The organism is Streptomyces canus (assembly GCF_030816965.1).
GTDB classification, from domain to species: Bacteria; Actinomycetota; Actinomycetes; order Streptomycetales; family Streptomycetaceae; genus Streptomyces; species Streptomyces canus_E.
Genome location: NZ_JAUSYQ010000002.1, coordinates 1,070,475 through 1,091,521 on the forward strand (window position 1 = coordinate 1,070,475; position 21,047 = coordinate 1,091,521).

16 protein-coding genes are annotated in these 21,047 nt (G+C 70.0%); 8 read left to right on the forward strand and 8 right to left on the reverse strand.

Translation table 11 applies throughout. The annotated features are described in order from the left end of the window. Positions 1-43: 43 nt before the first annotated feature. Positions 44-1,303: an extracellular catalytic domain type 1 short-chain-length polyhydroxyalkanoate depolymerase gene (locus QF027_RS05915; RefSeq protein WP_307082292.1), complete on the reverse strand. Its 1,260-nt coding sequence runs from the start codon at positions 1,301-1,303 to the stop codon at positions 44-46. Between the two features lie 68 nt (positions 1,304-1,371). Beyond that, the gene (locus tag QF027_RS05920; RefSeq protein ID WP_307073114.1) at positions 1,372-2,373 is read right to left on the reverse strand and encodes a non-reducing end alpha-L-arabinofuranosidase family hydrolase; all 1,002 of its coding nucleotides are present in this window, start codon (positions 2,371-2,373) and stop codon (positions 1,372-1,374) included. 355 nt (positions 2,374-2,728) lie between these two features. Here QF027_RS05920 and QF027_RS05925 point away from each other — a divergent pair, with 355 nt between their 5' ends. Together QF027_RS05925 and QF027_RS05930 are read left to right on the forward strand one after the other, a co-directional pair. After that, positions 2,729-3,706, forward strand: coding sequence for a pectate lyase family protein (locus QF027_RS05925; RefSeq protein WP_307073116.1), 978 nt, complete (start codon positions 2,729-2,731; stop codon positions 3,704-3,706). A gap of 49 nt (positions 3,707-3,755) precedes the next feature. Further along, positions 3,756-4,559, forward strand: a complete 804-nt coding sequence (locus QF027_RS05930; protein ID WP_306985303.1) for a pectate lyase — start codon at positions 3,756-3,758, stop codon at positions 4,557-4,559. A 64-nt stretch (positions 4,560-4,623) separates the two neighbouring features. Here the strand turns inward: QF027_RS05930 and QF027_RS05935 are convergent, their stop codons facing one another. Further along, the gene (locus QF027_RS05935; RefSeq protein WP_307073118.1) at positions 4,624-5,382 is read right to left on the reverse strand and encodes a PaaX family transcriptional regulator C-terminal domain-containing protein; all 759 of its coding nucleotides are present in this window, start codon (positions 5,380-5,382) and stop codon (positions 4,624-4,626) included. 72 nt (positions 5,383-5,454) lie between these two features. Here QF027_RS05935 and QF027_RS05940 point away from each other — a divergent pair, with 72 nt between their 5' ends. Both QF027_RS05940 and QF027_RS05945 read left to right on the forward strand, forming a co-directional pair. Next, the gene (locus QF027_RS05940) at positions 5,455-7,110 is read left to right on the forward strand and encodes a DNA alkylation response protein (protein WP_307082294.1); all 1,656 of its coding nucleotides are present in this window, start codon (positions 5,455-5,457) and stop codon (positions 7,108-7,110) included. 107 nt (positions 7,111-7,217) lie between these two features. Then, entirely contained in the window at positions 7,218-9,239 is a 2,022-nt protein-coding gene (locus QF027_RS05945) for a HEAT repeat domain-containing protein (protein ID WP_307082296.1), read from the forward strand. 142 nt (positions 9,240-9,381) lie between these two features. On the opposite strand, the gene QF027_RS05950 is transcribed toward QF027_RS05945, so the two are convergent. Further along, complete coding sequence (locus QF027_RS05950; RefSeq protein ID WP_307073119.1) at positions 9,382-9,969, reverse strand: Rv1733c family protein; 588 nt, start codon at positions 9,967-9,969, stop codon at positions 9,382-9,384. Positions 9,970-10,198: 229 nt separating this feature from the next. Between QF027_RS05950 and QF027_RS05955 the strand changes: the two genes are divergently transcribed. Continuing rightward, a complete protein-coding gene (locus QF027_RS05955; RefSeq protein WP_306985297.1) occupies positions 10,199-11,341 on the forward strand; it encodes a WD40/YVTN/BNR-like repeat-containing protein in 1,143 nt (380 codons plus the stop codon). A 129-nt stretch (positions 11,342-11,470) separates the two neighbouring features. On the opposite strand, the gene QF027_RS05960 is transcribed toward QF027_RS05955, so the two are convergent. Beyond that, complete coding sequence (locus tag QF027_RS05960; protein WP_307073121.1) at positions 11,471-12,358, reverse strand: class II fructose-bisphosphate aldolase; 888 nt, start codon at positions 12,356-12,358, stop codon at positions 11,471-11,473. Positions 12,359-12,516: 158 nt separating this feature from the next. Between QF027_RS05960 and QF027_RS05965 the strand changes: the two genes are divergently transcribed. Continuing rightward, the gene (locus QF027_RS05965; protein WP_266377085.1) at positions 12,517-13,305 is read left to right on the forward strand and encodes a DeoR/GlpR family DNA-binding transcription regulator; all 789 of its coding nucleotides are present in this window, start codon (positions 12,517-12,519) and stop codon (positions 13,303-13,305) included. A gap of 62 nt (positions 13,306-13,367) precedes the next feature. On the opposite strand, the gene QF027_RS05970 is transcribed toward QF027_RS05965, so the two are convergent. Genes QF027_RS05970 through QF027_RS05980 form a run of 3 tightly spaced genes read right to left on the reverse strand, consistent with a single transcriptional unit; the run spans position 13,368 to position 16,503 of the window. Beyond that, the gene (locus QF027_RS05970; RefSeq protein WP_307073123.1) at positions 13,368-14,195 is read right to left on the reverse strand and encodes a carbohydrate ABC transporter permease; all 828 of its coding nucleotides are present in this window, start codon (positions 14,193-14,195) and stop codon (positions 13,368-13,370) included. 56 nt (positions 14,196-14,251) lie between these two features. Next, positions 14,252-15,217 carry a carbohydrate ABC transporter permease gene (locus tag QF027_RS05975; protein WP_307073126.1) on the reverse strand — a complete coding sequence of 322 codons (966 nt, stop codon included), beginning with the start codon at positions 15,215-15,217 and terminating at the stop codon, positions 14,252-14,254. Between the two features lie 5 nt (positions 15,218-15,222). Beyond that, entirely contained in the window at positions 15,223-16,503 is a 1,281-nt protein-coding gene (locus QF027_RS05980) for an extracellular solute-binding protein (protein ID WP_306985287.1), read from the reverse strand. 173 nt (positions 16,504-16,676) lie between these two features. Here QF027_RS05980 and QF027_RS05985 point away from each other — a divergent pair, with 173 nt between their 5' ends. Then, positions 16,677-17,576 (forward strand): SIS domain-containing protein, encoded by a 900-nt coding sequence (locus QF027_RS05985; protein WP_306985285.1) that lies wholly within the window; start codon positions 16,677-16,679, stop codon positions 17,574-17,576. 416 nt (positions 17,577-17,992) lie between these two features. Next, positions 17,993-20,965 (forward strand): TIM-barrel domain-containing protein, encoded by a 2,973-nt coding sequence (locus tag QF027_RS05990; RefSeq protein ID WP_373432492.1) that lies wholly within the window; start codon positions 17,993-17,995, stop codon positions 20,963-20,965. The last annotated feature ends 82 nt before the right edge of the window (positions 20,966-21,047 follow it).

The window sequence follows — 21,047 nt, forward strand, 5'->3', positions numbered from 1 at the left end:
CCGGAACGCCCCACCAGAGGACCGCGTTGGCGAGTGAGGGAGCTCAACCCGCCGTACAGGCCGTCCCGTTGAGTGTGAACGCACCCGGCGCCGCACTGTTCCCGCCGTGATTCGCCTGGTACCCGATGCTGACGCTCGCGTTGGGCGCGATCGTGCCGTTGTACGTCGCGTTCGCCGCCGTCACCGTGCCGGAGGACGGGGTGTACGTGGCGCCCCAGCCGTTGGTGATGGTCTGGCCGGTGGGGAGGGTGAAGGCCAGCTGCCAGCTGTTGATCGTAGTGGTGCCGGTGTTGGTGATCGTCACGGACGCCGTCAGGCCCGTGTTCCAGGCGTTCGTCGTGGCCGTCACCTTGCAGGCGCCCGGCTGGGGTTGGGGTGCCGGGCCCGAGCTGTCGAGGCCGAAGAAGGTGAGGGCGCGGGCGGCCATGCCGGTGGTGTAGAGGTTGTGGCCGACGCCCTGGAGGCTGATCGCCTCGACGGGGGCCCGGTCACCGGTGGCGCCGTAGCGGGTGCGGGTCCAGCCGGAGACCGGCGAGTCGGTGGCGGCAGGCGTCTGGCTGACGCCGAGGACGTTCGTCCACTGCTTGATCTCCTCCCCGAAGTTGGGGTACCGCAGCACGTCGTCCTCGGTGCCGTGCCACACCTGCATGCGCGGCCGGGTGCCGGTGTAGCCGGGGTAGGCGGCGCGGACCAGGTCGCCCCACTCCTGCGGGGTGTGGGTGATCGTGCCGCCGGAGCAGGCGCTGTTCCACTCCGAGCCGTCGGTCGTCGCGAAGCAGCCGAAGGGGACGCCGGAGAAGGCCGCGCCCGCCGCGAACACGTCCGGGTAGTCGCCGAGCAGGACGTTCGTCATCATCGCGCCGGAGGAGATGCCGGTGGCGTAGATCCTGCTGGTGTCGGCGGAGTAGGTGCGCACCGTCCAGTCGATCATCGACTTGATCCCGACGGGGTCGCTGCCGCCGCCCCGTTTCAGTGCCTGCGGCGAGGAGACGTCGAAGCACTTGCTGGACCGGGTGACCGAGGGGTAGATCACCACGAAGCCGTAGGTGTTGGCCAGTTGGGCCCACTCGGTGCCGTTGTACATGGCCGGTCCGGATCCGGTGCAGTAGTGCACGGCCACGACGACCGCCGGGTGCGCGGTGACGTTGTCCGGCACGTACAGGTACATCTGGAGATTGCTGGGATTCGTACCGAAGTCGGTGATCTCGGCGAGGGTGGCCGTGGGGGCGGCCTCCGTGCGGGCCGATGCGGTGGGAGCGGCGAAGAGCACCGCCGCGAGTAACGACAGCAGGGCCGGCAGCACCGACCTCAGCGGTCTCCTGGGGGTGATGGACACGTCCTTGCCCCTTTCGGTCAGCGGTATCAGAACGATCAGCAGGAGGAGTTCGTCTGGGTCAACAGGGCCAGCCGCCATGGCAGTTGGGAGTGGCTCCGGTCCACTCCCGCACGGATCGCCTCACCGTGGCTGAAGTCCTTGGTCCGGGCGGACCGGCCGTCCTGGAAGGTCACGTCGTTCGAGCGGATGAGCGCGTTCGCCTCGGTGTCGGCCGGCGGCTTCCACGTGCCGCCCGGACTGTCGGCGGTCCAGGCATGGAAGCAGCGGCGCCAGTCGGAGCCGGTGGCCAGGGCTCCCACGAGCATCAGGTACGTGCCGCTGTGGCCGAGGCGGTGGACGTTGCTCGCCTCGAACAGGTCGAAGCAGTTGGGCTCGACGATCACGATCTCGGTGTCGCGGAAGCCGTTCGGGAACTCGGCGAGGGTGGTCCGGGAGCGGTACTGATGGCCGTTGTCGTCGGAGAAGAGGTAGCCGTCGCTCCGGTCGCAGATCGTCCAGAAGTCCAGCCAGCAACCCGAGCCCTGGCTCTCCGTGAGGACCGGGGTCTCGCTGTCGAAGAAGGAGCGCGGCGCGCTCCACCTGCCCGGACCGGCCGGGTCCTTGGTCGTGGAGTACGCCGGCGGACCGGTCTGGTGGACCGTGTACGAGAGCTTCTGCGGCGCGAAGTGGAAGCCCTGGGGTACGGCCGCGTGCCGGTTGCCGATGTTCGGGTCGGCGTCCCGGAAGGCCAGGGGCGCGTCGGCCGCCCGCGACCAGTCGGCGGAGCTCGTGCGGGCGAGGCTCCACGCACCGGCGCCGTCCGCGGTCGTCATGTAGGGGTGCCGGCGGTTCTTGGACCGGAAGACCGTCGGGTCCTTCATGGAGACGACCGGGTGGCCGGCGTCCGGCTTGGGGCCGATCAGCGGGCCGGTGGAGGACCAGCCGAAGGAGTCCGGCAGCGGGCCGGTCCGGTGGCCCGCTGCCGCCGGTCCGGGGGCGAGGGTTGTGAGTCCCAGGGCGAACAGGGTGAGCACCCTGCCGCTGATGAACGTACGCATAGGTGGAGTCGCCACCGACTCGCCCCTCTCGGAAGCTCTCGGAAATCTCACGGAAGGGAAGCGTCCGGCGAGCATCGTGGCATGCACATGGCCGCCATGGAAGCGCTCCCACACATCGAAAGAATTCGCTCGTCTCCGTCGACCCTCCCCCGCCCTGGACGGCCGAATGTCTTCTGCGCAAAGCGTTGACCAGAAAGCGCTTACCCTCTACGTTCCGTTCAGCGATGTGACCGGCCCGTACCGCCAGGCCAGACATGACCGCTCTGCACTGCGCACGTCGTTCAGCATGGCGAACATTTTTCACGTACATGTCCAACCAAGCACCATGCAGGCACCACGGAAGGGACGCACCCGCATGCGTACTCGCCCCCCACGTACACACGCGCAAAGATCCGCTCTGGCCGCCGGTGCGGCCGCGCTCGCGACGGCGGCCGCGCTGGCCGTCCCGCAGCCGGCCGGGGCTGCCGAGACCTCCCCCATCGGTTTCGGCGCCGGAACGACCGGCGGCGGCAGCGCCTCCGCGGTCACCGTCTCCACGCTGAGCGCCTTCAAGACGGCCGTCACCGGCAGCACGGCGAAGGTCGTCAAGGTCAACGGCCTGATCTCGCTGAGCGGTACGGTCGACGTCGGCTCCAACACCACGGTGCTGGGCGTCGGCTCGTCCTCCGGGTTCACCGGCGGCGGGCTGCGGCTGAAGAAGGTCACGAACGTGGTCGTCCGCAACCTGAACATCAGCAAGCCCCTCGCGCCCGCCGACGGCATCGAGGTGCAGGCCTCGACGAAGGTGTGGATCGACCACAACTCCTTCTCGGCCGACCGCAACCACGACAAGGACTACTACGACGGCCTGCTGGACATCAACCACGGCTCCGACAGCGTCACGGTGTCCTGGAACACCTTCAAGGACCACTTCAAGGGCTCGCTCGTCGGCCACAGCGACAACAACGCGAGCGAGGACACCGGCCACCTGAAGGTGACGTACCACCACAACTGGTTCAACAACGTCAACTCGCGGATCCCCAGTCTGCGCTTCGGCACCGGGCACTTCTACGACAACTACGTCGTCGGCGCCGAGACCGCGGTCCACTCGCGCATGGGCGCCCAGATGCTCGTGGAGAACAACGTCTTCCGGAGCACCGGAGTCGCTGTCACCACGAACCGGAGCAGTGACGTGGACGGTTACGCCAACCTGCGCGGCAACGACCTCGGTGGAGCCGCCACCGAGGTCTCCCAGGTCGGCACCTTCACCACCGCTCCGTACAGCTACACCGCCGAGCCCGCCTCCTCCGTCGTCGCCTCGGTGACCGGCGGCGCGGGCGCCGGAAAGATCTGACCACCCCCCCAACCCGTCCACCCCCCGACATGGAAGAAGGAATCGGGACATGACTTCTTCGGCACGTCCACGCGCGCGTAGGCGCGCGCTGACCGGAGCCATGGCCGCACTTGGCCTCTCGGTTGGCATGATCATGACACTCAACGCGCCGACGGCCAGCGCCGCCACCTGGCCGACCGCGAACGGCAGCCAGGCGGTCTCCTCGACCATCCAGCTGTCCGGCACCAAGGACTACGGGATGAAGCGCCTGTACGGCACGGGCGACCTGGGCAGCGGCAGCCAGGACGAGGACCAGGGGCCGATCCTGAACCTGGCCGCCGGCACCGTCCTGAAGAACGTCATCATCGGGGCTCCCGCCGCCGACGGCATCCACTGCGCGGGCAGCTGCACGCTGCAGAACGTGTGGTGGGAGGACGTCGGCGAGGACGCGGCGACCTTCCGCGGCTCCTCGTCGTCGAACGTGTACACCGTCTCCGGCGGTGGCGCGCGGTCGGCCAGCGACAAGGTGTTCCAGTTCAACGGCGCCGGGACGCTCAACGTCTCCAACTTCGCGGTGCAGAACTTCGGCACTTTCGTGCGGTCCTGCGGCAACTGCTCGACGCAGTACAAGCGGACGATCAACCTCAACACCATCGAGGCGACCTATTCGGGCAACAAGCTCGTCGGCATCAACACCAACTACGGCGACAGTGCGACCCTGAAGAAGATCACGATCGTCGGCGACTCCAGCAAGAAGATCGTCCCGTGCCAGAAGTACATCGGGAACAACACGGGCAAGGAGCCGACCACGAACGGCTCCGGACCGGACAGTACTTACTGCAAGTACGCGACGTCCGACATCACCTACAAGTAGCCGCGCGGTAGGTGAAGGCGGCCGTACGAAGCGTCCCCGCACGGCGCTTCGCACGGCCGCCGTGTCATGTGCGGAGCTGGTTCTGGGGCACGGTGTCCGCCAGCTCTCCTTGATAGGCCGCGTATGCGGAGCGCAGTTCCGCGCCCGGCCAGTCGGGCGGCAGGAGCTCGGGCGGCAGCACCGGGTCGGTCAGCAGATGCCGTACGACGGCCGCGAAGCCGGTGAGCCGGTCCGCGGGCCGGTCCGCGTGTGCGACATGGGTGAGCAGCGCCCGGGATCGGGCCGCCCACCCGCCGAGGGACCACAGCTCGGCGGCCAGCTCCGGCCCTGGGCGACCGGGGCGGGCCGTGTAGCGTTGGGCGACCGTGTCGAGGTCGTCCGGAAGCACTCGGAGCAGGTTGGCGGGGCGCAGCCAGACGCCCTCACGGAGTTCGGCGAGCCGGAGGGCGGTCAGCCGCGCGCGCAGCTCGGCGCGTTCGGCCGGTCCACGGCCCGTCGCCGTGATCACGACCATCTCCCAGTCGCCGCTCCACGCGCGCGTGCGAGGGTGCACGGAGTCGTCCTGACGGCGCTGACGAGCGAGCAGCCGGTCACTGAGGCCGTACACGGTGTCGGCGCGTCGCAGGTCACCGGCGCTCACCATCCGGCTGAGGGCGGCACGCAGCGTGGAGCCGCCGACCTCGAACGGCTCCACCGCGCGGAGCAGGTCCTTCACGGGCATCTCCGGCGGATGCGCGCCCAGCAGCAGGCTCAGGACGACCGACCGCGCGGACAACGGCCGCAGGTCGACCTCGTCAGGCTGCTCCGACACGTTCCTCCGCATGGTCACGTACTGTACGACTCCCTCATTGTTGCACTATTGCTACGATCGAAGCAGGAGTGCAACATGGGTGCCATGGTCTCCGTACCCGCGCCCGAACAGGCCGCCACCCACACCGTCACCAACCAGCCCCCTCCGCTGACTCCGTACGACGCCTCCGACGATCCCGTCCTGCTGGAAGGGCTGCGCCGCGAGGGCGCCGGCTGGGCCGAGGAGGACATCCGGCGGCTCGGTCTGCGGGCCGGGAGCGCCGAGGCCCAGGAGTGGGCGGATCAGGCCAACCGGCACGAGCCGGTACTGCGCACGCACGACCGGTACGGCAACCGCGTCGACGAGGTCGACTTCCACCCGAGCTGGCACCACCTGATGAGGACCGCGGTCGCCGAGGGGCTGGCCGGAACCCCCTGGTCCGAAGACCGGCCCGGCGCCCATGTCGCGCGTACGGCGGGCGGGTTGGTGTGGGGGCACACGGACGCGGGCCACGGCTGCCCCACGTCGATGACGTACGCGGCGATCCCGGCGCTGCGCAAGGAGCCGGAGCTGGCGAAGGTCTACGAGCCACTGCTGACCGGCCGCGAGTACGAGCCGGAGCTCAGGGTGCCGGCCGAGAAGCGCGGTCTGCTCGCCGGCATGGGGATGACCGAGAAGCAGGGCGGCTCCGACGTCCGTACGAACACCACGACGGCGACGCCCACCGCGGAGTCGGGCGTGTACACGCTGCGCGGGCACAAGTGGTTCACGTCGGCGCCGATGTGCGACGTGTTCCTGGTGCTGGCGCAGGCGCCCGGCGGACTGTCGTGCTTCCTCGTCCCGCGCGTCCTGCCGGACGGCAGCCGCAACACCTTCCGCATCCAGCGCCTCAAGGACAAGCTCGGCAACCGGTCGAACGCCTCCTCCGAGCCGGAGTTCGACGGGACGGTCGCCTGGCTGGTCGGTCCCGAGGGACAGGGCGTCAAGACGATCATCGAGATGGTCAACTGCACGCGGCTGGACTGCGTGATGATGTCGGCGACCCTGATGCGCAGGACGCTCGTCGAGGCGGGACACCATGCCCGGCATCGCAGCGCGTTCGGCGCCCGGCTGGTGGACCAGCCGCTGATGCGCAATGTCCTGGCCGATCTGGCGCTGGAGTCCGAGGCCGCCACCGCCCTCACGCTACGGCTCGCGGGCGCCGCCGACCGGGCGGTGCGCGGGGACACCGGCGAGCAGGCGTTCCGCCGTGTCGCCACCGCCGTCGGCAAGTACTGGGTCACCAAGCGGGGCCCGGCCTTCACCGCGGAGGCCCTGGAATGCCTCGGTGGCAACGGCTACGTGGAGGACTCGGGCATGCCCCGGCACTACCGGGAGGCACCCCTGCTGTCGATCTGGGAGGGGTCCGGGAACGTCAACGCCCTCGACGTCCTGCGGGCGTTGCGCCGTGCGCCGGACACCGCTCAGGCGCTGTTCGGAGAACTCGCCCTGGCCCAGGGGGCGGACGCCCGCCTGGACGCGGCCGTCGCCCGGCTCAAGGACCTGTTGGCCACGACGTCCGAGGCCGGCGCCCGCCGGCTCGTGGAGCACATGGCCCTCACCCTCCAGGCCTCCCTCCTCGTCCGGCACGCCCCGTCCGCGGTCGCCGACGCCTTCTGCGCGACACGACTCGGTGGCGACTGGGGGCACGCCTTCGGCACCCTGCCCGACGCGGCGGACGTGGACGCGGTCCTCGACCGAGCACTGCCTGGCCGGAACTGATCCCTCCCCCGCTGTCCGGATCGCTCACAGTCACCCGTCGATTCCGCTTGGTTGTCAGTCCCGTGGTGCAGACTCCGATCAGTTGGTACTTCGCCTGGGAGGACAACGTGTTCACGGGGATCGACGAGGTCGACTGGGCCTCGCTGCGGCATGCGTACGGCAGTGCGGAGGACGTGCCCGGACTGCTGCGGGGGCTCGCCTCCGCGGACCCGGCCGAGCGGGAGACGGCTCTCGACGGGATGTACGGCGCCTTGCACCACCAGGGAGACGTGTACGACTCGACACTGGCCTGCGTTCCGTTTCTGCTCGCGCTCGCGGCGAGCGGGGAGATCGCGGACCGGGCCGGCCTCGTCGAACTGCTCGTCAGCATCGGGGCGGAGGACACGGGACGGGAGGACGGCGTCGAGAGCGGGCTCGGCGCGCGGGCCCGGGTCGGCGTGCGCGCCGGAGCCGAGGTGTTCGTCCGGCTGATGGGGGACGCCGACCCCTCCGTCCGCCGGACCGCCCCGGAGGCCGTCGTGCGGTTTCTGGACGAACCGGCGCGCGTGCTGGGCCTGTTGCGCGAGCGCTGCGTTCTGGAGCGGGACGACCGGGTTCTGCACGCCCTCACCGGCAGCCTGGGCCTCTTCGCGCGACGGCACCCAGGGCACGCTGCCGGGGCGCTGGAGTTGCTGACGGCACAGAGCGCAGCGCCGCACGACCCCGGGCTGCGGCTCGCCGCCCTCGGCCAACTCGCCGGCTGCGCTCCGGACCGGCTCCCGCCCGACCTGGTGGCGGTCGCCGTCGGGCTGCTCAGGGAGCGATCCGCGCGGCGGGCCGGCAGACGGAACGGCGTCGACTGCCTCCACTCCGGCACCCTCGTGACTCGGCTGCGGCGGCTGCGGCCCTCGGACGAGCAGGGCTCACAGCTGCTGCGGACCCTGCACCGCGGACTCGGTGACCGGCTCGACGAGCGGACCGCCCTCCTCAAGGGGCAGTTGAGCAGTCCCGAGGCCGTCGACCGCTGCAACGCCGTGTGGATGTCGGTGGGGTTGTTCCGCGAGTGGCGTGCCGACTGGGCCGAGCCGGTCGCTCTGGTCGGTGCTCAACTGGGCGCCGAGGAGGACAGGTTGCGCGATGCCGCGGTGTCCGTCCTGGAGGACCTCTTCGGTCTGGCCGCACCCGCCGCCGACGACCTGGCCGCCCTGGTGGCCTCCCGGCCCGACCTGTGGGTACGGCGCCGGGAGCGCGGGGCGCCGACACTGGGCGGTCCGCTCAAGGCCCTTGCCAGGAGCGGGGATTGCCGGGCGACGCCGGTGCTGGCGGAGGTGCTGGCCGCTCCGGTCGTACCGGACGATCTGGGCCATGTGATCGGACACCTGGGCCCGGGGGCCGCCCCGCTCGCGCCCGCACTGCGTCGTCGGCTCAGCGAGGTGGCGCCGGACTCCCCCGGGACGTTCGACCGGGCCGTACCGCTGTTGTCGGCGCTCACCGCGCTGGGCGACTCGGAGGCCGTACCGGAGGTGCTGCGGCTGGTGCGGGAGCTGCCCATGGGACTGCGATCGCGGGACGCCGTGGTGGAGTCTGCCGTTCGTGCTCTCGGTACGTTCGGGGACGCGGCGGCCTCCGAGGTCGTACCGGTGCTGCGTGAGCTGCTGGGGACGGAACACGCGGCGGTCGCGGCGGAGGCGCTGTGGTCCGTCGCGGGCGACGCGTCGGCCGTACTGCCCGTGTTGATCGACGAGTTGACGGACGGGAGGCCACGACGACGGGCGGCCGCGGGGACGTTGGCGCGCCTCGGGCCGGAGGCCGGTCCGGCGCTGCCGGGGTTGCGGGGGCTGGTTCGGTCGGAGGATCTGTGGGAGCGGGTGTCCGCCGCGTGTGCGGTCTGGAGGATCTCCGGGGAAGAGGGGATCGCCGCGCCGGTCCTGCGGGCGGCCTGGACGGAGAATCCGTCCACGCGCCGGACCATCACCGCCTGCCTGGCCGCCCTGGGCCCTGCCGGAGCCCCCCTCCACGATCTCCTTCATACGGAACTGGCGGCCCGGCGGCGGCATCTTGCATCAGCGTCCGGTAGGTACGGCAGCCATGACGTGCTGGACGACGAGCGGTTGGTGCGGGCTTGCGGGGAGGTTCTGAGGGGCGGGTAGGCGTCCGCCCCACCGGCGGGGTGCGAAGAGGGATGCCGCAGACCAGGGCCGCAAGCTCGGCTTCGGGCAGGGTGCGGTCCGCGAGGTGTCACGCGTGGCCCGCACCCCGGACAGCCCTGCCTCGCCACGCGCCCCGCCGGTTCTACCTCCCGTCGGCCCGTCTCCCGCCCCACAACGGTCCGAAGTGCGCCCAGTCCGTGTCCCACTGGTCGAGGCGGCGGCGCTCCATACGGCCGCGGAGGACCCGACCGCCCACGAAGGGGACGGCCGCGGTGCTGACGCCGACCAGGATGCCGATCATCGCGGCGCGGATCTGTGCCTGGCCCTCGGTGGCGGGCTGGGTCATCAGACGGCCCCGGGCATCGGTCCAGACGGTGACCGGGGTGCCCTGGGTGCTGCCGGGATCGACGCGGACCTGGCCCTCGTGGGCCGAGCCGTCGGTCCCGGTCCAGGCCACCTTGCCCCATACCCGTTCACCGCTCGACGTGCCGGGGTCGGCCGTGCCGGGCGCCTGGTCGACGAGACGGGCCACGACGGGCCGCCACTCGACGCGCTCCAGCGCCAGCTGGTGCTCGACGGACCGGCTCGCCCCCAGACCGGCGAGCACCCCCGCCAGTACGGTGAGCAGCCAGGCACCGAGTACGACCCACGCCTCGACGGTGTCGGCACGGCGTCTGAGCGGATTGCGCCGCCAGCGCCACAGCCAGACCTTGGGACCACGGAACGCCATCGAAGGCATCCTCCTCATGAGCGACGGGCGCACGAACATGCCGGACCGACCTCCCATACGGGGGAGCCGTCCTCGATGCTCACGGCTCACGGCGAGTTCTCCGTCACGACGCTCCCACCGTGCCGACCGCCGCTGCGGGCATCTTGCCGAAAGCCGCCCGTCAATCGCCGCAGCCGGTTACCATCCCCGCCCTGACCTGCGATGAAGGCCTTTCCAGAGGTGACTGTCAGTGGCGGGGTGCAGACTGGCCGGTGTCTGGGACAAAGACGTCACGGAGGTGATCGGTATGACTGAGAAGCTGCTTGCCGTGGGGACGCGCAAAGGTCTGTTCATCGGGCGTGGGCGCGGCGGCATCTGGGAGTTCGACGAGAGCCCGTATTTCAACGCGCAGGCCGTGTACTCGGTCGCCATCGACACCCGGGGCGAGCGTCCGCGGCTGCTGGCCGGCGGTGACAGCGCGCACTGGGGCCCCTCCGTGTTCCACTCCGACGACCTGGGCCGCACCTGGACGGAGCCGGCCCAGCCCGCGGTGAAGTTCCCGAAGGACACCGAGGCCTCCCTGGAGCGGGTCTGGCAGCTGCATCCGGCGGCCGCCGAGCCGGACGTGGTGTACGCGGGCACGGAACCGGCCGCGCTGTACCGCTCCGAGGACCGCGGGGAGAGTTTCGAGCTCGTCCGTCCGCTGTGGGAGCATCCGACCCGTTCGAAGTGGGTGCCGGGCGGTGGCGGTGAGGGCCTGCACACCGTGCTGACCGACAAGCGGGATCCGCGCGCGGTGACGGTGGCCGTCTCGACCGCCGGGGTGTTCCGCACCAAGGACGGCGGCGCGAGCTGGGAGCCGTCCAACTCCGGTGTCTCCGCGGTGTTCCTGCCCGACCCGAACCCGGAGTTCGGCCAGTGCGTGCACAAGGTGGCCCGGGACGCGGCCGATCCGGACCGGCTGTACCTCCAGAACCACTGGGGCGTGTACAGAAGCGACGACGCGGGGGCGCACTGGACGGACATCGGCGAGGGGCTGCCGTCCACCTTCGGCTTCGCGGTGGCCGCCCATCCCCACCGCGGTGAGACGGCGTACGTCTTCCCGATCAACGCCGACGCGGACCGCGTTCCGGCCGGTCACCGATGCCGGGTCTTCCGCACGGCGGACGCGGGCAAGAGCTGGGAGCCGCTCACGACGGGGCTGCCGCAGGAGGACCACTACGGCACGGTGCTGCGGGACGCGATGTGCACGGACGACGCGGACCCGGCCGGCGTCTACTTCGGCAACCGCAACGGCGAGGTGTACGCCTCGGCCGACGACGGCGACAATTGGCGGCAGTTGGCCTCGCATCTGCCGGACGTGCTGTGTGTGCGGGCGGCGGTGGTCGCGTGATCCATCCCTTCGGCGAGGTGCGGGTGCTGATCGTCGGTCAGGGCCCGTATCCGACACCGGGGCATGCGGGAATCGGATGTCGGACACGGGTCACGGGCCTGCGCCGGCTCGCCTGAACGTTGGGAACTCTCAACTCCGACGATCGTCTCGCGCCCCGACACCGGAACCCGTCCCCTGCTCACCGTCCGACAGGGTCTGCAGCGCCGAGGTCACGGCATCGGCCATCGCCCGGCGTGCCGCGGTGAGGGCGGGGCGGGGGTCGACGGCCGCGGGCGTCGCGGCGAGTGTGTCGCGGACCGCGCCGGTGAAGGCGGCATTCAGTGCCGTGCCGATGTTGACCTTGACCATGCCGGCCGCCACCGCCTGCCGGAGCTCCTCGTCGGGCACGCCCGTCGAGCCGTGCAGTACCAGTGGCACGGGGACCGCCTTGGCGAGGCGGGCGATGAGACCGTGGTCCAGCCGGGCGGTGCGCGTGGTCATCGCGTGGGAGCTGCCGACCGCGACGGCCAGTGCGTCCACCCCGGTGGCGGACACGAAGTCGCGCGCCTGGTCGGGGTCCGTACGTGCCGAGGGTGCGTGCACTCCGTCCTTGCCGCCGATCTCGCCGAGTTCCGCCTCCAGCCACAGACCCTGTGCGTGTGCCCACTGTGCCGCCGCGCGCGTGGCGGCGACGTTCTGGGCGTGCGGCAGCGCGGACGCGTCGAACATGACGGATCCGAAGCCGCAGTCCGCGGCGCGGCGCAGCAGCGCTTCGTCGGTGACGTGGTCGAGGTGCAGGGCCACGGGGACGGCGGCCGTCTCGGCGAGCGCCGCGGTGGCGCGGGCTATCGGGGCGAGCCGGCCGCCGTGGAATCGCACGGCGTTCTCGCTGATCTGGCAGATGACCGGGCGTCCTGCGGCTTCTGCCCCGGTGACCACGGCTTCGGCGTGCTCCAGGGTGATCACGTTGAACGCGCCGACGGCCCGCCCGTCGCGGTACGCGGAGCTCACCACGTCGGCGGTGGGAGTCAGCGGCACGGACGGCCTCCTGCCGCGGCGTGCGAGGGCAGGGGCAGGGATGTGCGGGAAGTGCAGGCTTTTGCTCGTTTGACGTCCATAAAGCACCCAATCATGCGCTGTGGTTTCATTGAGGTGCGCACTTGGTGGCGCACACCACCTACAGAGAGTTGTGAGACATGGCGGCACCGCAGGCCCGGTGGAGCGCGCTGCTGGAGATGCTGACGCGCGACGGGCGGATCGAAGTCGAGTCGGCTGCCGAGGAGTTGCGCGTCTCCGCCGCGACCATCAGGCGCGACCTCGACGAGCTGGCCCGCCAGCAGATGGTCACCCGCACGCACGGCGGAGCCGTGATCAACGCCATCGCCTATGACCTGCCACTGCGCTACAAGGCCGCACGCAAGGCTCCGGAAAAGGAGCGGATCGCGGACGCGGCCGCCGGGCTGGTGAAGGCCGGCGCCGTGGTGGGGCTGAACGGCGGCACCACGACCACCGAGGTGGCGCGAGCTCTGGCCACCCGCGCCGACCTGAGTTCCGGCGGCGCGGAGACGGCGGTCACCGTGGTGACCAACGCCCTGAACATCGCCAACGAGCTGGTCGTACGGCGTCACGTCAAGCTCGTGGTGACCGGTGGGGTGGCCCGGCCGGCGTCGTACGAGCTGATCGGTCCGCTGGCCACCGAACTGCTCGCGGAGATCGCACTGGACCAGGTCTTCATCGGAGTGGACGCCATCGACGTGGCCCACGGGGCGACCGCCCACCACGAGGGCGAGGCCAGCATCAACCGGGCGCTGGCCCGCCGGGCGCAGCAGGTTGTCGCGGTCGCCGACTCCTCCAAGCTGGACCGGCGGGCTTTCGCCCGAATCTGCCCGGTGGCGGACATCGACGTCCTGGTGACCGACAAGGCCGCCTCGGACGAACTGACCGAGTCGTTCGAGGCGGCCGGTGTGGAGGTCATCCGCGCCTGACACCGCGCGTCGCTCCGGTATCGGCCCCCGCGGCTGCCCGGGGTGCGATGCGGATCCCGGTGTCATCCGCGCACGCCGCCCGCGGTCAGGCCGGCGACGAGGTAGCGCTCCACGAAGACGAACAGCACCACCACGGGCACGATCGCGACGATCGAGGTGGCGAACAGGTACTGCCACTGCTCGTGGTACGAGGTGACGAAGCCGGGGATCGCCCTGGTCAGTGTCATTCGGTTGCCGGACGAGGTGATCGTGAGCGCCACCACGTACTCGTTCCACGCGCCGATGAAGGTGTAGACGAGCGCGGTCACCACACCGGGCATCGCGAGCGGCAGGATGACACGGGTGAGGGCGCCGAACCGTCCGGTGCCGTCGAGCCAGGCCGCCTCCTCCAGTTCCTTGGGGATGCTCGCGAAATACGCGTTGAGGATCCACACGCAGAACGGCAGGTTGAACGCGGCGTTCACCAGGATGAGGCCCTCGGCGGTGTCGGTCAGGTCGAAGCTGACCATCTCCCGGTAGATGCCGACCAGGAGGGCGGTCGGCGCGAACATCTGGGTGACGAGCACGAGGATCAGGAAGGCGCCGCGCCCGCGGAACCGGTGCCGTGCGGTGTAGTACGCGGCGGGCAGCCCGACGGCCAGGGCCAGCAGCGTCGACGCCCCGGCGACGTACAGCGAGAACAGCAGCGCGTCCCCGACGCGCGGGTCGGTGAGCGACCAGATCTGCGTGAAGTTCGACCACTGCCAGTGGGAGGGCAGATAGGACGGCGGGGACTCCATCAGTTCGGGCGTCGGTTTGAGCGCCGTCAGGAGCATTTCCGCGTAGGGCGCGAGAAACGCGAGTGCCACCAGCCAGCCGGCCGCGGTGAGCAGGACGGTGCGCAGTTTCATCGGTCGTGGCCGCCTCCTGCGCGGCGCGGAGGTACGGGGACTGACGGCGGTTCTGCTCACGCGGTGTCCTCCTGTCGGCGGACGACGCGCAGATAGACCAGCACCACGGCGAGGACCAGCCCGAAGTTGACGACGGCCATGGCGGCCGACTCCCCCACCGACTGGTTGTCGAAGGCGAGTTTGTACAGATAGGTGGTGGTCGTGTCGGTGCTGAAGCCGGGGCCGCCACGCGTCATGGCCCAGATGATGGGGAACGAGTTGAACACGTTGATGACGTTGATGATCGCGGCGACCACCAGCGAGGGCCGCAGCAGCGGCAGGGTGATGCTCAGGTAGGCGCGGACCGGGCCCGCGCCGTCCACCCGCGCCGCCTCGTACACCTCGCCGGGGATGCTCTGCACACCGGCCAGCAGGACGAACGAGGTGAACGGCAGCGAGACGAACACCGCCACGCCCATCATCGCCGCCAGGGCCTGCCCCGGATGGGCGAGCCAGTTGACGGGGGCGTCGAGCACCCCGATGTCCATGAGCAGCCGGTTGACCACGCCGTAGAAGTTGTTGAGCATCCAGCGCCAGATGAGCGCCGTCATCAGCACGGACGAGGCCCAGGGCACGATCATCGCCCACCGCACCAGCCGGCGCCCCGGGAAGCTCGCGTTCAGCAGTTGGGACAAGCCCAGGGAGACCAGGATCGTGACGGTGACGACGCCGATGACCCACACGACGGTGCGCAGCAGCACTCCGGGCAGGTCGCCCTCGGCGAACAGATCGGTGTAGTTGCGCAGGCCGGCGAATCCCTCGGACAGTCCGGTGGAGCTCACCTTCGTCAGGGACGTACGGATCATCTCGATGATCGGCCAGACGACCATGGTCAGGATGAGGAGGGTCGCGGGCCCGAGCCACAACAGGGGCTCGAGCGTGCGCCATGTCCTGCGACGGCGGCGCGGCGGATGCAGCGCCGGCGCCACCGGGGCCGGGTGTTCGGCCCCGGTGGCGCTTGCGGTGACATCGTGTACGGCCACCGAAGTCAGTCGCCCTTCTGTGCGGTCTTCTGGATCTCGCCCAGGACCTTCGCCGGGTCGCCGCCCGCCACCCCGGTGCCGATGCGCTGTTTCACCGCACCGTCGACCGCGGCCCATGCCGGGTCGTCGGCGGGGGCGAACTCGGCGCTGGAGAGGGCGTCGACGAACGGCTTGTAGTAGGCGGCGTTCTGGCTGTCGGAACTGAGCACCTGACCGGCCGACTCGGTGACCGACAGGAACCCCTCGGTGGAGACGAACCTGGCGGCGTTCTCCTTCTGGTAGAAGAAGTCGAGGAACTTCTTCACCGCCGCCTTGTTCGACCCGTCGCTCTTCTTGAACGCGACGAGGTAGTCCTGCACGCCGAGCGTCTTGTGGGTGCTGCCGTCCTTGCTGGGCAGGGCCGCGACGCCGTAGTTCAGGTCGGCGTCGACCGGGTCGATGAAGCCCTTCCGCATGAAGACCGCCCCGTTGAGCATGCCGATCTTGCCCTGGGCGAACTGGTTGAAGACGTCCTTGCGGTTGGTGGCCTCCGGGTTGGGCTGGGTGACCTTTTCCTTCGTCAGTTTCCGCAGATAGCTGAGCGTGTCGACGTTGGCCTGCTGGTCGATCGCCCACTTGCCCGAGGCGTCGGTCCAGCCACCGCCGTTGTTCATCGCCCAGATCTGGAACTCGGCCTGCGCCTCCTCGGGGCCCAGGGGCAGCCCGAGGCCGATGTAACCGGCCTGCTTGATCTTCTTGGCGTCGGCCTCGACCTCGGCCCAGGTGGACGGCGGCCGGGCTATGCCCGCCTTGGCGAAGATGTCCTTGTTGTAGAAGAACAGGCGCGCGCTGGAGATGAAGGGCAGGCCGTACTGGGCCCCCTTGTACTGCGCCTTCTGCCGGAACAGCGGGAGGAAGTCGGCCAGCACCTTGGGAGAGACGACGTCCTGCGCCTTGTACACCAGGCCGTCCCGGGCGAAGTCGGAGAACTTGTTGTAGTTGAGGATGTCCGGTTCCTGCTTGGTCTGGACGTACGTCTTGACCTTGGAGTCCATCTGCTCCCAGTCGACGACTTCGAGGTTGACCCGGTAGCCGGGGTTCACCTTTTCGAAGTCCTTGATCAGCGCGGTCCAGTAGGCCTGGGTGTCGTCGTCGTACTTCGCCGCGACGAACCTGATCGTCTTGCCGTCGGATCCGCCGCTGTCCGAGGAGCTGCCCTTGCCGCAGCCGGTGAGGGCCAGTGCCAGGGCCGTACCCCCGGCGAGGCCCGCGAGGTGCCGTTTCACGGAGTACCTCTCCGCACGCATGGCGTGCTTGGTCAAGCGCGTGCTCGCCTGATTGCGCGCTCGCTTGCTTGTTTATGCTCGATTGCTGGTGCTATCAATCATCGAACGACATGATGCTCAATGAAACGCGCACAGTGTCAAGGGCCGTCGCATCACGTATCGGTCACGCCGTGCGCCCGAGAGGGGAGTCCCCGATGAGTCAGACCGACATCGAGATCGCCACCCAGCCCGACTGCTGGCGGCAGGCCGTGACACTGGCCCGGAGGCCCGACGGTCCCGCCTCCGCCTCGCTGCCCGGGCCCGGCGAGCGGGTGGCCGTCGTCGGTTGCGGGACGTCCTGGTTCATCGCCCAGGCGTACGCGGCACTGCGGGAGTCGGGCGGTCACGGCGAGACCGATGCCTTCCCCGCCTCTGAGATGCCGAGCGGGCGGGCCTACGACCGGGTGGTCGCGCTGACCCGGTCCGGCACCACGACCGAAGTACTGGAGCTGCTCGGCCGGCTGCGCGGGCACACCCCCACGACCGCGGTGACCGCGGTGGCGCAGTCGCCGGTGACGGGGCCGGCGGACGCCGTCGTCGTGCTCGACTTCGCCGACGAGACCTCGGTCGTCCAGACCCGGTTCGCCAGCACGGAACTGGTGCTCCTACGGGCCCACTTGGGCGAGGACCTGGAACATCTGCCGCAGCAGGGGCACTCGGCGCTGGACGAACCGCTGCCGGCCGGGGTGCTGGAGGCCGAGCAGTTCACCTTCCTGGGACAGGGCTGGGCCTACGGGATCGCCCAGGAGGCGGCGTTGAAGATGCGCGAGGCGGCGGGAGCCTGGACCGAGGCCTACCCGGTGATGGAGTACCGGCACGGCCCGATCAGCGTCACCGCGCCCGGCCGCGTGGCGTGGTGGTTCGGAGACCCGGCGGCCCTGCCTTCCGGTCTCGCCGACGAGATCGCGGACACCGGCGGGCAGTTGGTGGCGCTCGGCCGGGACCCGCTGGCAGATCTCGTCGTGGTGCACCGGCTGGCCTCCGCCCTCGCCTCGGCGCGCGGGCTGGACCCGGACAATCCGCGCCATCTGAGCCGTTCCGTGATCCTGGCCTGACCGGGCGTTCCCCCGGAAGGATCTCGGGGGCCGCAGAATTTACGCGTCCGTTACGAAAGGTTTCCGGGCCCGCCGAGGCCGGTCGGCGGGCCCCAGGACCGACCGCCACCAGGGACAACAGCCGCTCCACGACAGCCCTCGGGGCACTCGGGACGCCGCGTGCCCCGCATGTTGACAGGTGGCGGTTCCCGCAAGAGCATGTGCGAAATCGCTTCGAATCTTGCATCCGTACGCAGAATCAAGCAGACCGCAGCTCTGGCGGGCACCGCGCTTCTTCGTGACCGTGCGCTCCGCACGCCACCGGCACCACGCACCGCCGCTCCTGAGCCACCGTCCTGTCCGACAGGAGGACACGAGTGCACGCCCGATTGAGCAGTCCCGGCGGCCTGTTGCTCGCTGCCGCACTGACCGCCGCCATGCTGATGGCGCCCCTCACCGGCTCCACGGCCGCAGCCACGGCAGCCGCCCGCCCCACCACCTCCGCCACCGACGGGCCGAAGGTGGCCCGCACCGCGAACGCCGTCACGGTCTCCGTGCCGGCCTCCGCCAACACCCCCGGCTACACCCTCGACGTGGCCACCGACAAACTCGCCCTGACTACGCGCCGCGCCGGGAAGACCGTGCTCGCCACCACATCCGGCGACACCGGTGCCCTGCGCTTCACCACGGCCGACGGCACCTGGCAGCACGCGACCGGCGCCACCGACTGGACATGGAAGAACGGCGTCCTGACCGTCACCGCCGACAGCACGCTCGACGGCGCGACGGTGGAGGCCCGGATCACTCCCGGCGCCGACCGCTACCAGCTCGACTGGGACGTCCGAGGCGGCGCACCGAAGCAACTGGGCCTCACCTATGACCTGTCGTCGGCCGGCCACTGGTACGGCCACGGCGAGGCGGAGACCCCGCAGGGCGGTCCCGGCACCAACCAGCCCTGGCCGCTGGACGCCGGCGAGGTCGACCACCCGACCTTCGGCCCGGCGTCGTACCACATGATCGACCCGTTCTGGTACACGTCCAAGTCGACCGGTCTGCGCGTCGACACCGGGAACGTCATGGACGTGTCGCTCAACAAGGGCAAGGACGGTCTCGGCAGCTTCGTCGTCGAGTCGCCCGACACCTACAAGGCCACCGTGTTCGTCGAGTCGACCCCGCTGGAGGTCTACCGCGACTACATCGGCATCGTCGGCAAGCCCACCAAGTCCGACGCCCCGTACGAGCAGTACGCCAAGCCGCTGTGGAATTCCTGGGCGCAGTTCTACACCAAGGTCGACCAGGAGAAACTGCTCGACTACGCCACCGATCTCCACGACAACGGGCTGGACGGGCACACCATCCAGCTCGACGACAAGTGGGAGTCGAACTACGGCAATCTGACCTGGGATCCCAAGACCTTCCCCGATCCCAAGGGCCTCTCCAAGAAGATCCACGACATGGGGTTCGACTTCGGCGTCTGGGTCACCCTGTGGATCAACCTGGACTCCGCCAACTACCAGTACGCGGTCGACCACGGCTATCTGCTCATGGACGCCAAGGACAAGACCAAGCCGTGTGACGTGACCTGGTGGAACGGCGAGGCGGGGATCATCGACCTGGCCAACCCCGAGGCCAAGGCCTGGTACGAGGGCAACCTCAAGTCCCTCATGGACACGTACGACATCGACGGCCTGAAGTTCGACACCCGCTTCTTCGACGAGAGGTGCGCGCCGCGCGAGGGGTCCGAGGTCACGGACTACCAGAAGCTCGGCACGCAGCTCGCCGACGCGTTCGACCTCCAGGGCGCCGGTATCCGCGTGCACTGGAACAAGACGGCCCACGAGGCCGGCTTCGTCACCCGTCAGGTCGACAAGGGCACCGGCTGGGACTCTCTTCGCGCCTCCGCCTCCCAGAACCTGGCGATTTCCACCATCGGCTACCCGTTCGTCGAGTCCGACATGATCGGCGGTTCCGGCGGCCAGCCCGCACCGACGAAGGACGTACTGGTGCGGTGGGCGCAATCCGCCTCACTGATGCCGCTGATGTACGCCTCGACCTCCCCGGTGGACACCAACGACACCACTACCGGGCAGAAGGTGGACTACGACCAGGAGACGGTCGACCTGTACCGGCAGGCGATCAAGACGCACGAGAAGCTCGCCCCCTACATCTGGGACCAGGTGCAGAGCACCCTGAAGACCGGCGATCCGATCATGCGGCCGTTGTTCTTCGACTTCCCGAAGGACGAGGCGAGTTACACGGTCGCCGACGAGTGGATGCTCGGTCCGGCCGTACTGGCCGCGCCGAAGCTGAGCACCGGTGCCACCCGCTCCGTCCATCTGCCGCCGGGCACCTGGTACGACGTGAACCAGGGCACGGTGATCCGCGGACCCAAGACCCTGAAGGGCTACGCGGCGCCGCTCGGCGTGACCCCGGCCTTCGTCAACCTCAAGGCCAAGGGCGCGGACAAAGCCATCAAGGCGCTCAAGCGCGACGACGCGCCTGCCGCCTCCGTCCTGATCACCCCGGACGCCCCGGCCACCGACGCGGGCAAGCCGTTCGAGGTGACCACCGACGTGACCAACTGGAGCACCGGAACCGTCAAGAGCGTCAAGGCGGCCCTGGACCTGCCCGACGGCTGGAACGCCGAGCCGGCCGGTCCGACCACCGCGAGCTCCCTCAAGAACGGCGCCACACTCACCACCACCTGGACGGTGACCCCGGCCGAGGACGCCCGCTGGGGCAGCCATGACCTCACCGGCACCGCCACCTACACCGGATCCAAGGGCTCGACGAAGATGTCCGACACCGTGCAGGCGCAGGTGAAGGCCGCCCCGGGCAGCGTGCAGGAGCCCTACCTGACGACCGACACCACCTCCGACGACCCGCAATACGCCCAGGCAGGCGACCAGTTCGCCATCTGGGCGGGCGGCCAGGACCTGTCCGGCTGGAAGGACGAGAAGGGCGTCATCTACCGCGACGACGTGGCAGGCGAGAAGTCCACCGTGCAGGCCCAGTTGGTCTCCCAGAACAGCGCCTCGCCGGTCGGGAAGGCGGGCGTCGCCCTCGCCAACGACCTGACCGCACCCGAGAAGGGCGGTTACGCGGTGCTGGTCATGACCCAGAGTTACGGACTGGAGTTCATGACCGACAGCAACGGCGACGGGAAGCTCGACACCTGGGCGGGCGGCAACGCCACCTACCACCCGGCGTACCTCAAGCTCACCCGGGACGGCACCACCTACACCGCGTACGCCAGCAAGGACGGCCAGACCTGGTCGCAGGTCGGCACCGCCGAAGTGCCGTCGGCCGCAGGCACCGAGGACGCCGGGATGGTCGCCAGCGCGGCCAACGTCAACTACCCCGGCGAGGACATCGAAGCCGTCTTCAGCGGTTTCACCGTCACCTCCTGACACACCGCTTTCACCCTCCCGGTTGCCCGGCAGGCCCCTCCTCCCCCTGAGGGCCTGCCGGGGGCCATCCCCGCCTCCCGGC

What these genes read in the sequence shown, in the direction of transcription:
- QF027_RS05920 (WP_307073114.1), bottom strand. Translation starts at nt 2,373, where the DNA reads ATGCGTACGTTCATCAGCGGCAGGGTGCTCACCCTGTTCGCCCTGGGA.
- QF027_RS05970 (WP_307073123.1), bottom strand. Translation starts at nt 14,195, where the DNA reads ATGAAACTGCGCACCGTCCTGCTCACCGCGGCCGGCTGGCTGGTGGCA.
- QF027_RS05925 (WP_307073116.1), top strand. Translation starts at nt 2,729, where the DNA reads ATGCGTACTCGCCCCCCACGTACACACGCGCAAAGATCCGCTCTGGCC.
- QF027_RS05950 (WP_307073119.1), bottom strand. Translation starts at nt 9,969, where the DNA reads ATGGCGTTCCGTGGTCCCAAGGTCTGGCTGTGGCGCTGGCGGCGCAAT.
- QF027_RS05965 (WP_266377085.1), top strand. Translation starts at nt 12,517, where the DNA reads ATGGCGGCACCGCAGGCCCGGTGGAGCGCGCTGCTGGAGATGCTGACG.
- QF027_RS05935 (WP_307073118.1), bottom strand. Translation starts at nt 5,382, where the DNA reads ATGCGGAGGAACGTGTCGGAGCAGCCTGACGAGGTCGACCTGCGGCCG.
- QF027_RS05980 (WP_306985287.1), bottom strand. Translation starts at nt 16,503, where the DNA reads ATGCGTGCGGAGAGGTACTCCGTGAAACGGCACCTCGCGGGCCTCGCC.
- QF027_RS05940 (WP_307082294.1), top strand. Translation starts at nt 5,455, where the DNA reads ATGGTCTCCGTACCCGCGCCCGAACAGGCCGCCACCCACACCGTCACC.
- QF027_RS05990 (WP_373432492.1), top strand. Translation starts at nt 17,993, where the DNA reads ATGCTGATGGCGCCCCTCACCGGCTCCACGGCCGCAGCCACGGCAGCC.
- QF027_RS05985 (WP_306985285.1), top strand. Translation starts at nt 16,677, where the DNA reads ATGAGTCAGACCGACATCGAGATCGCCACCCAGCCCGACTGCTGGCGG.
- QF027_RS05930 (WP_306985303.1), top strand. Translation starts at nt 3,756, where the DNA reads ATGACTTCTTCGGCACGTCCACGCGCGCGTAGGCGCGCGCTGACCGGA.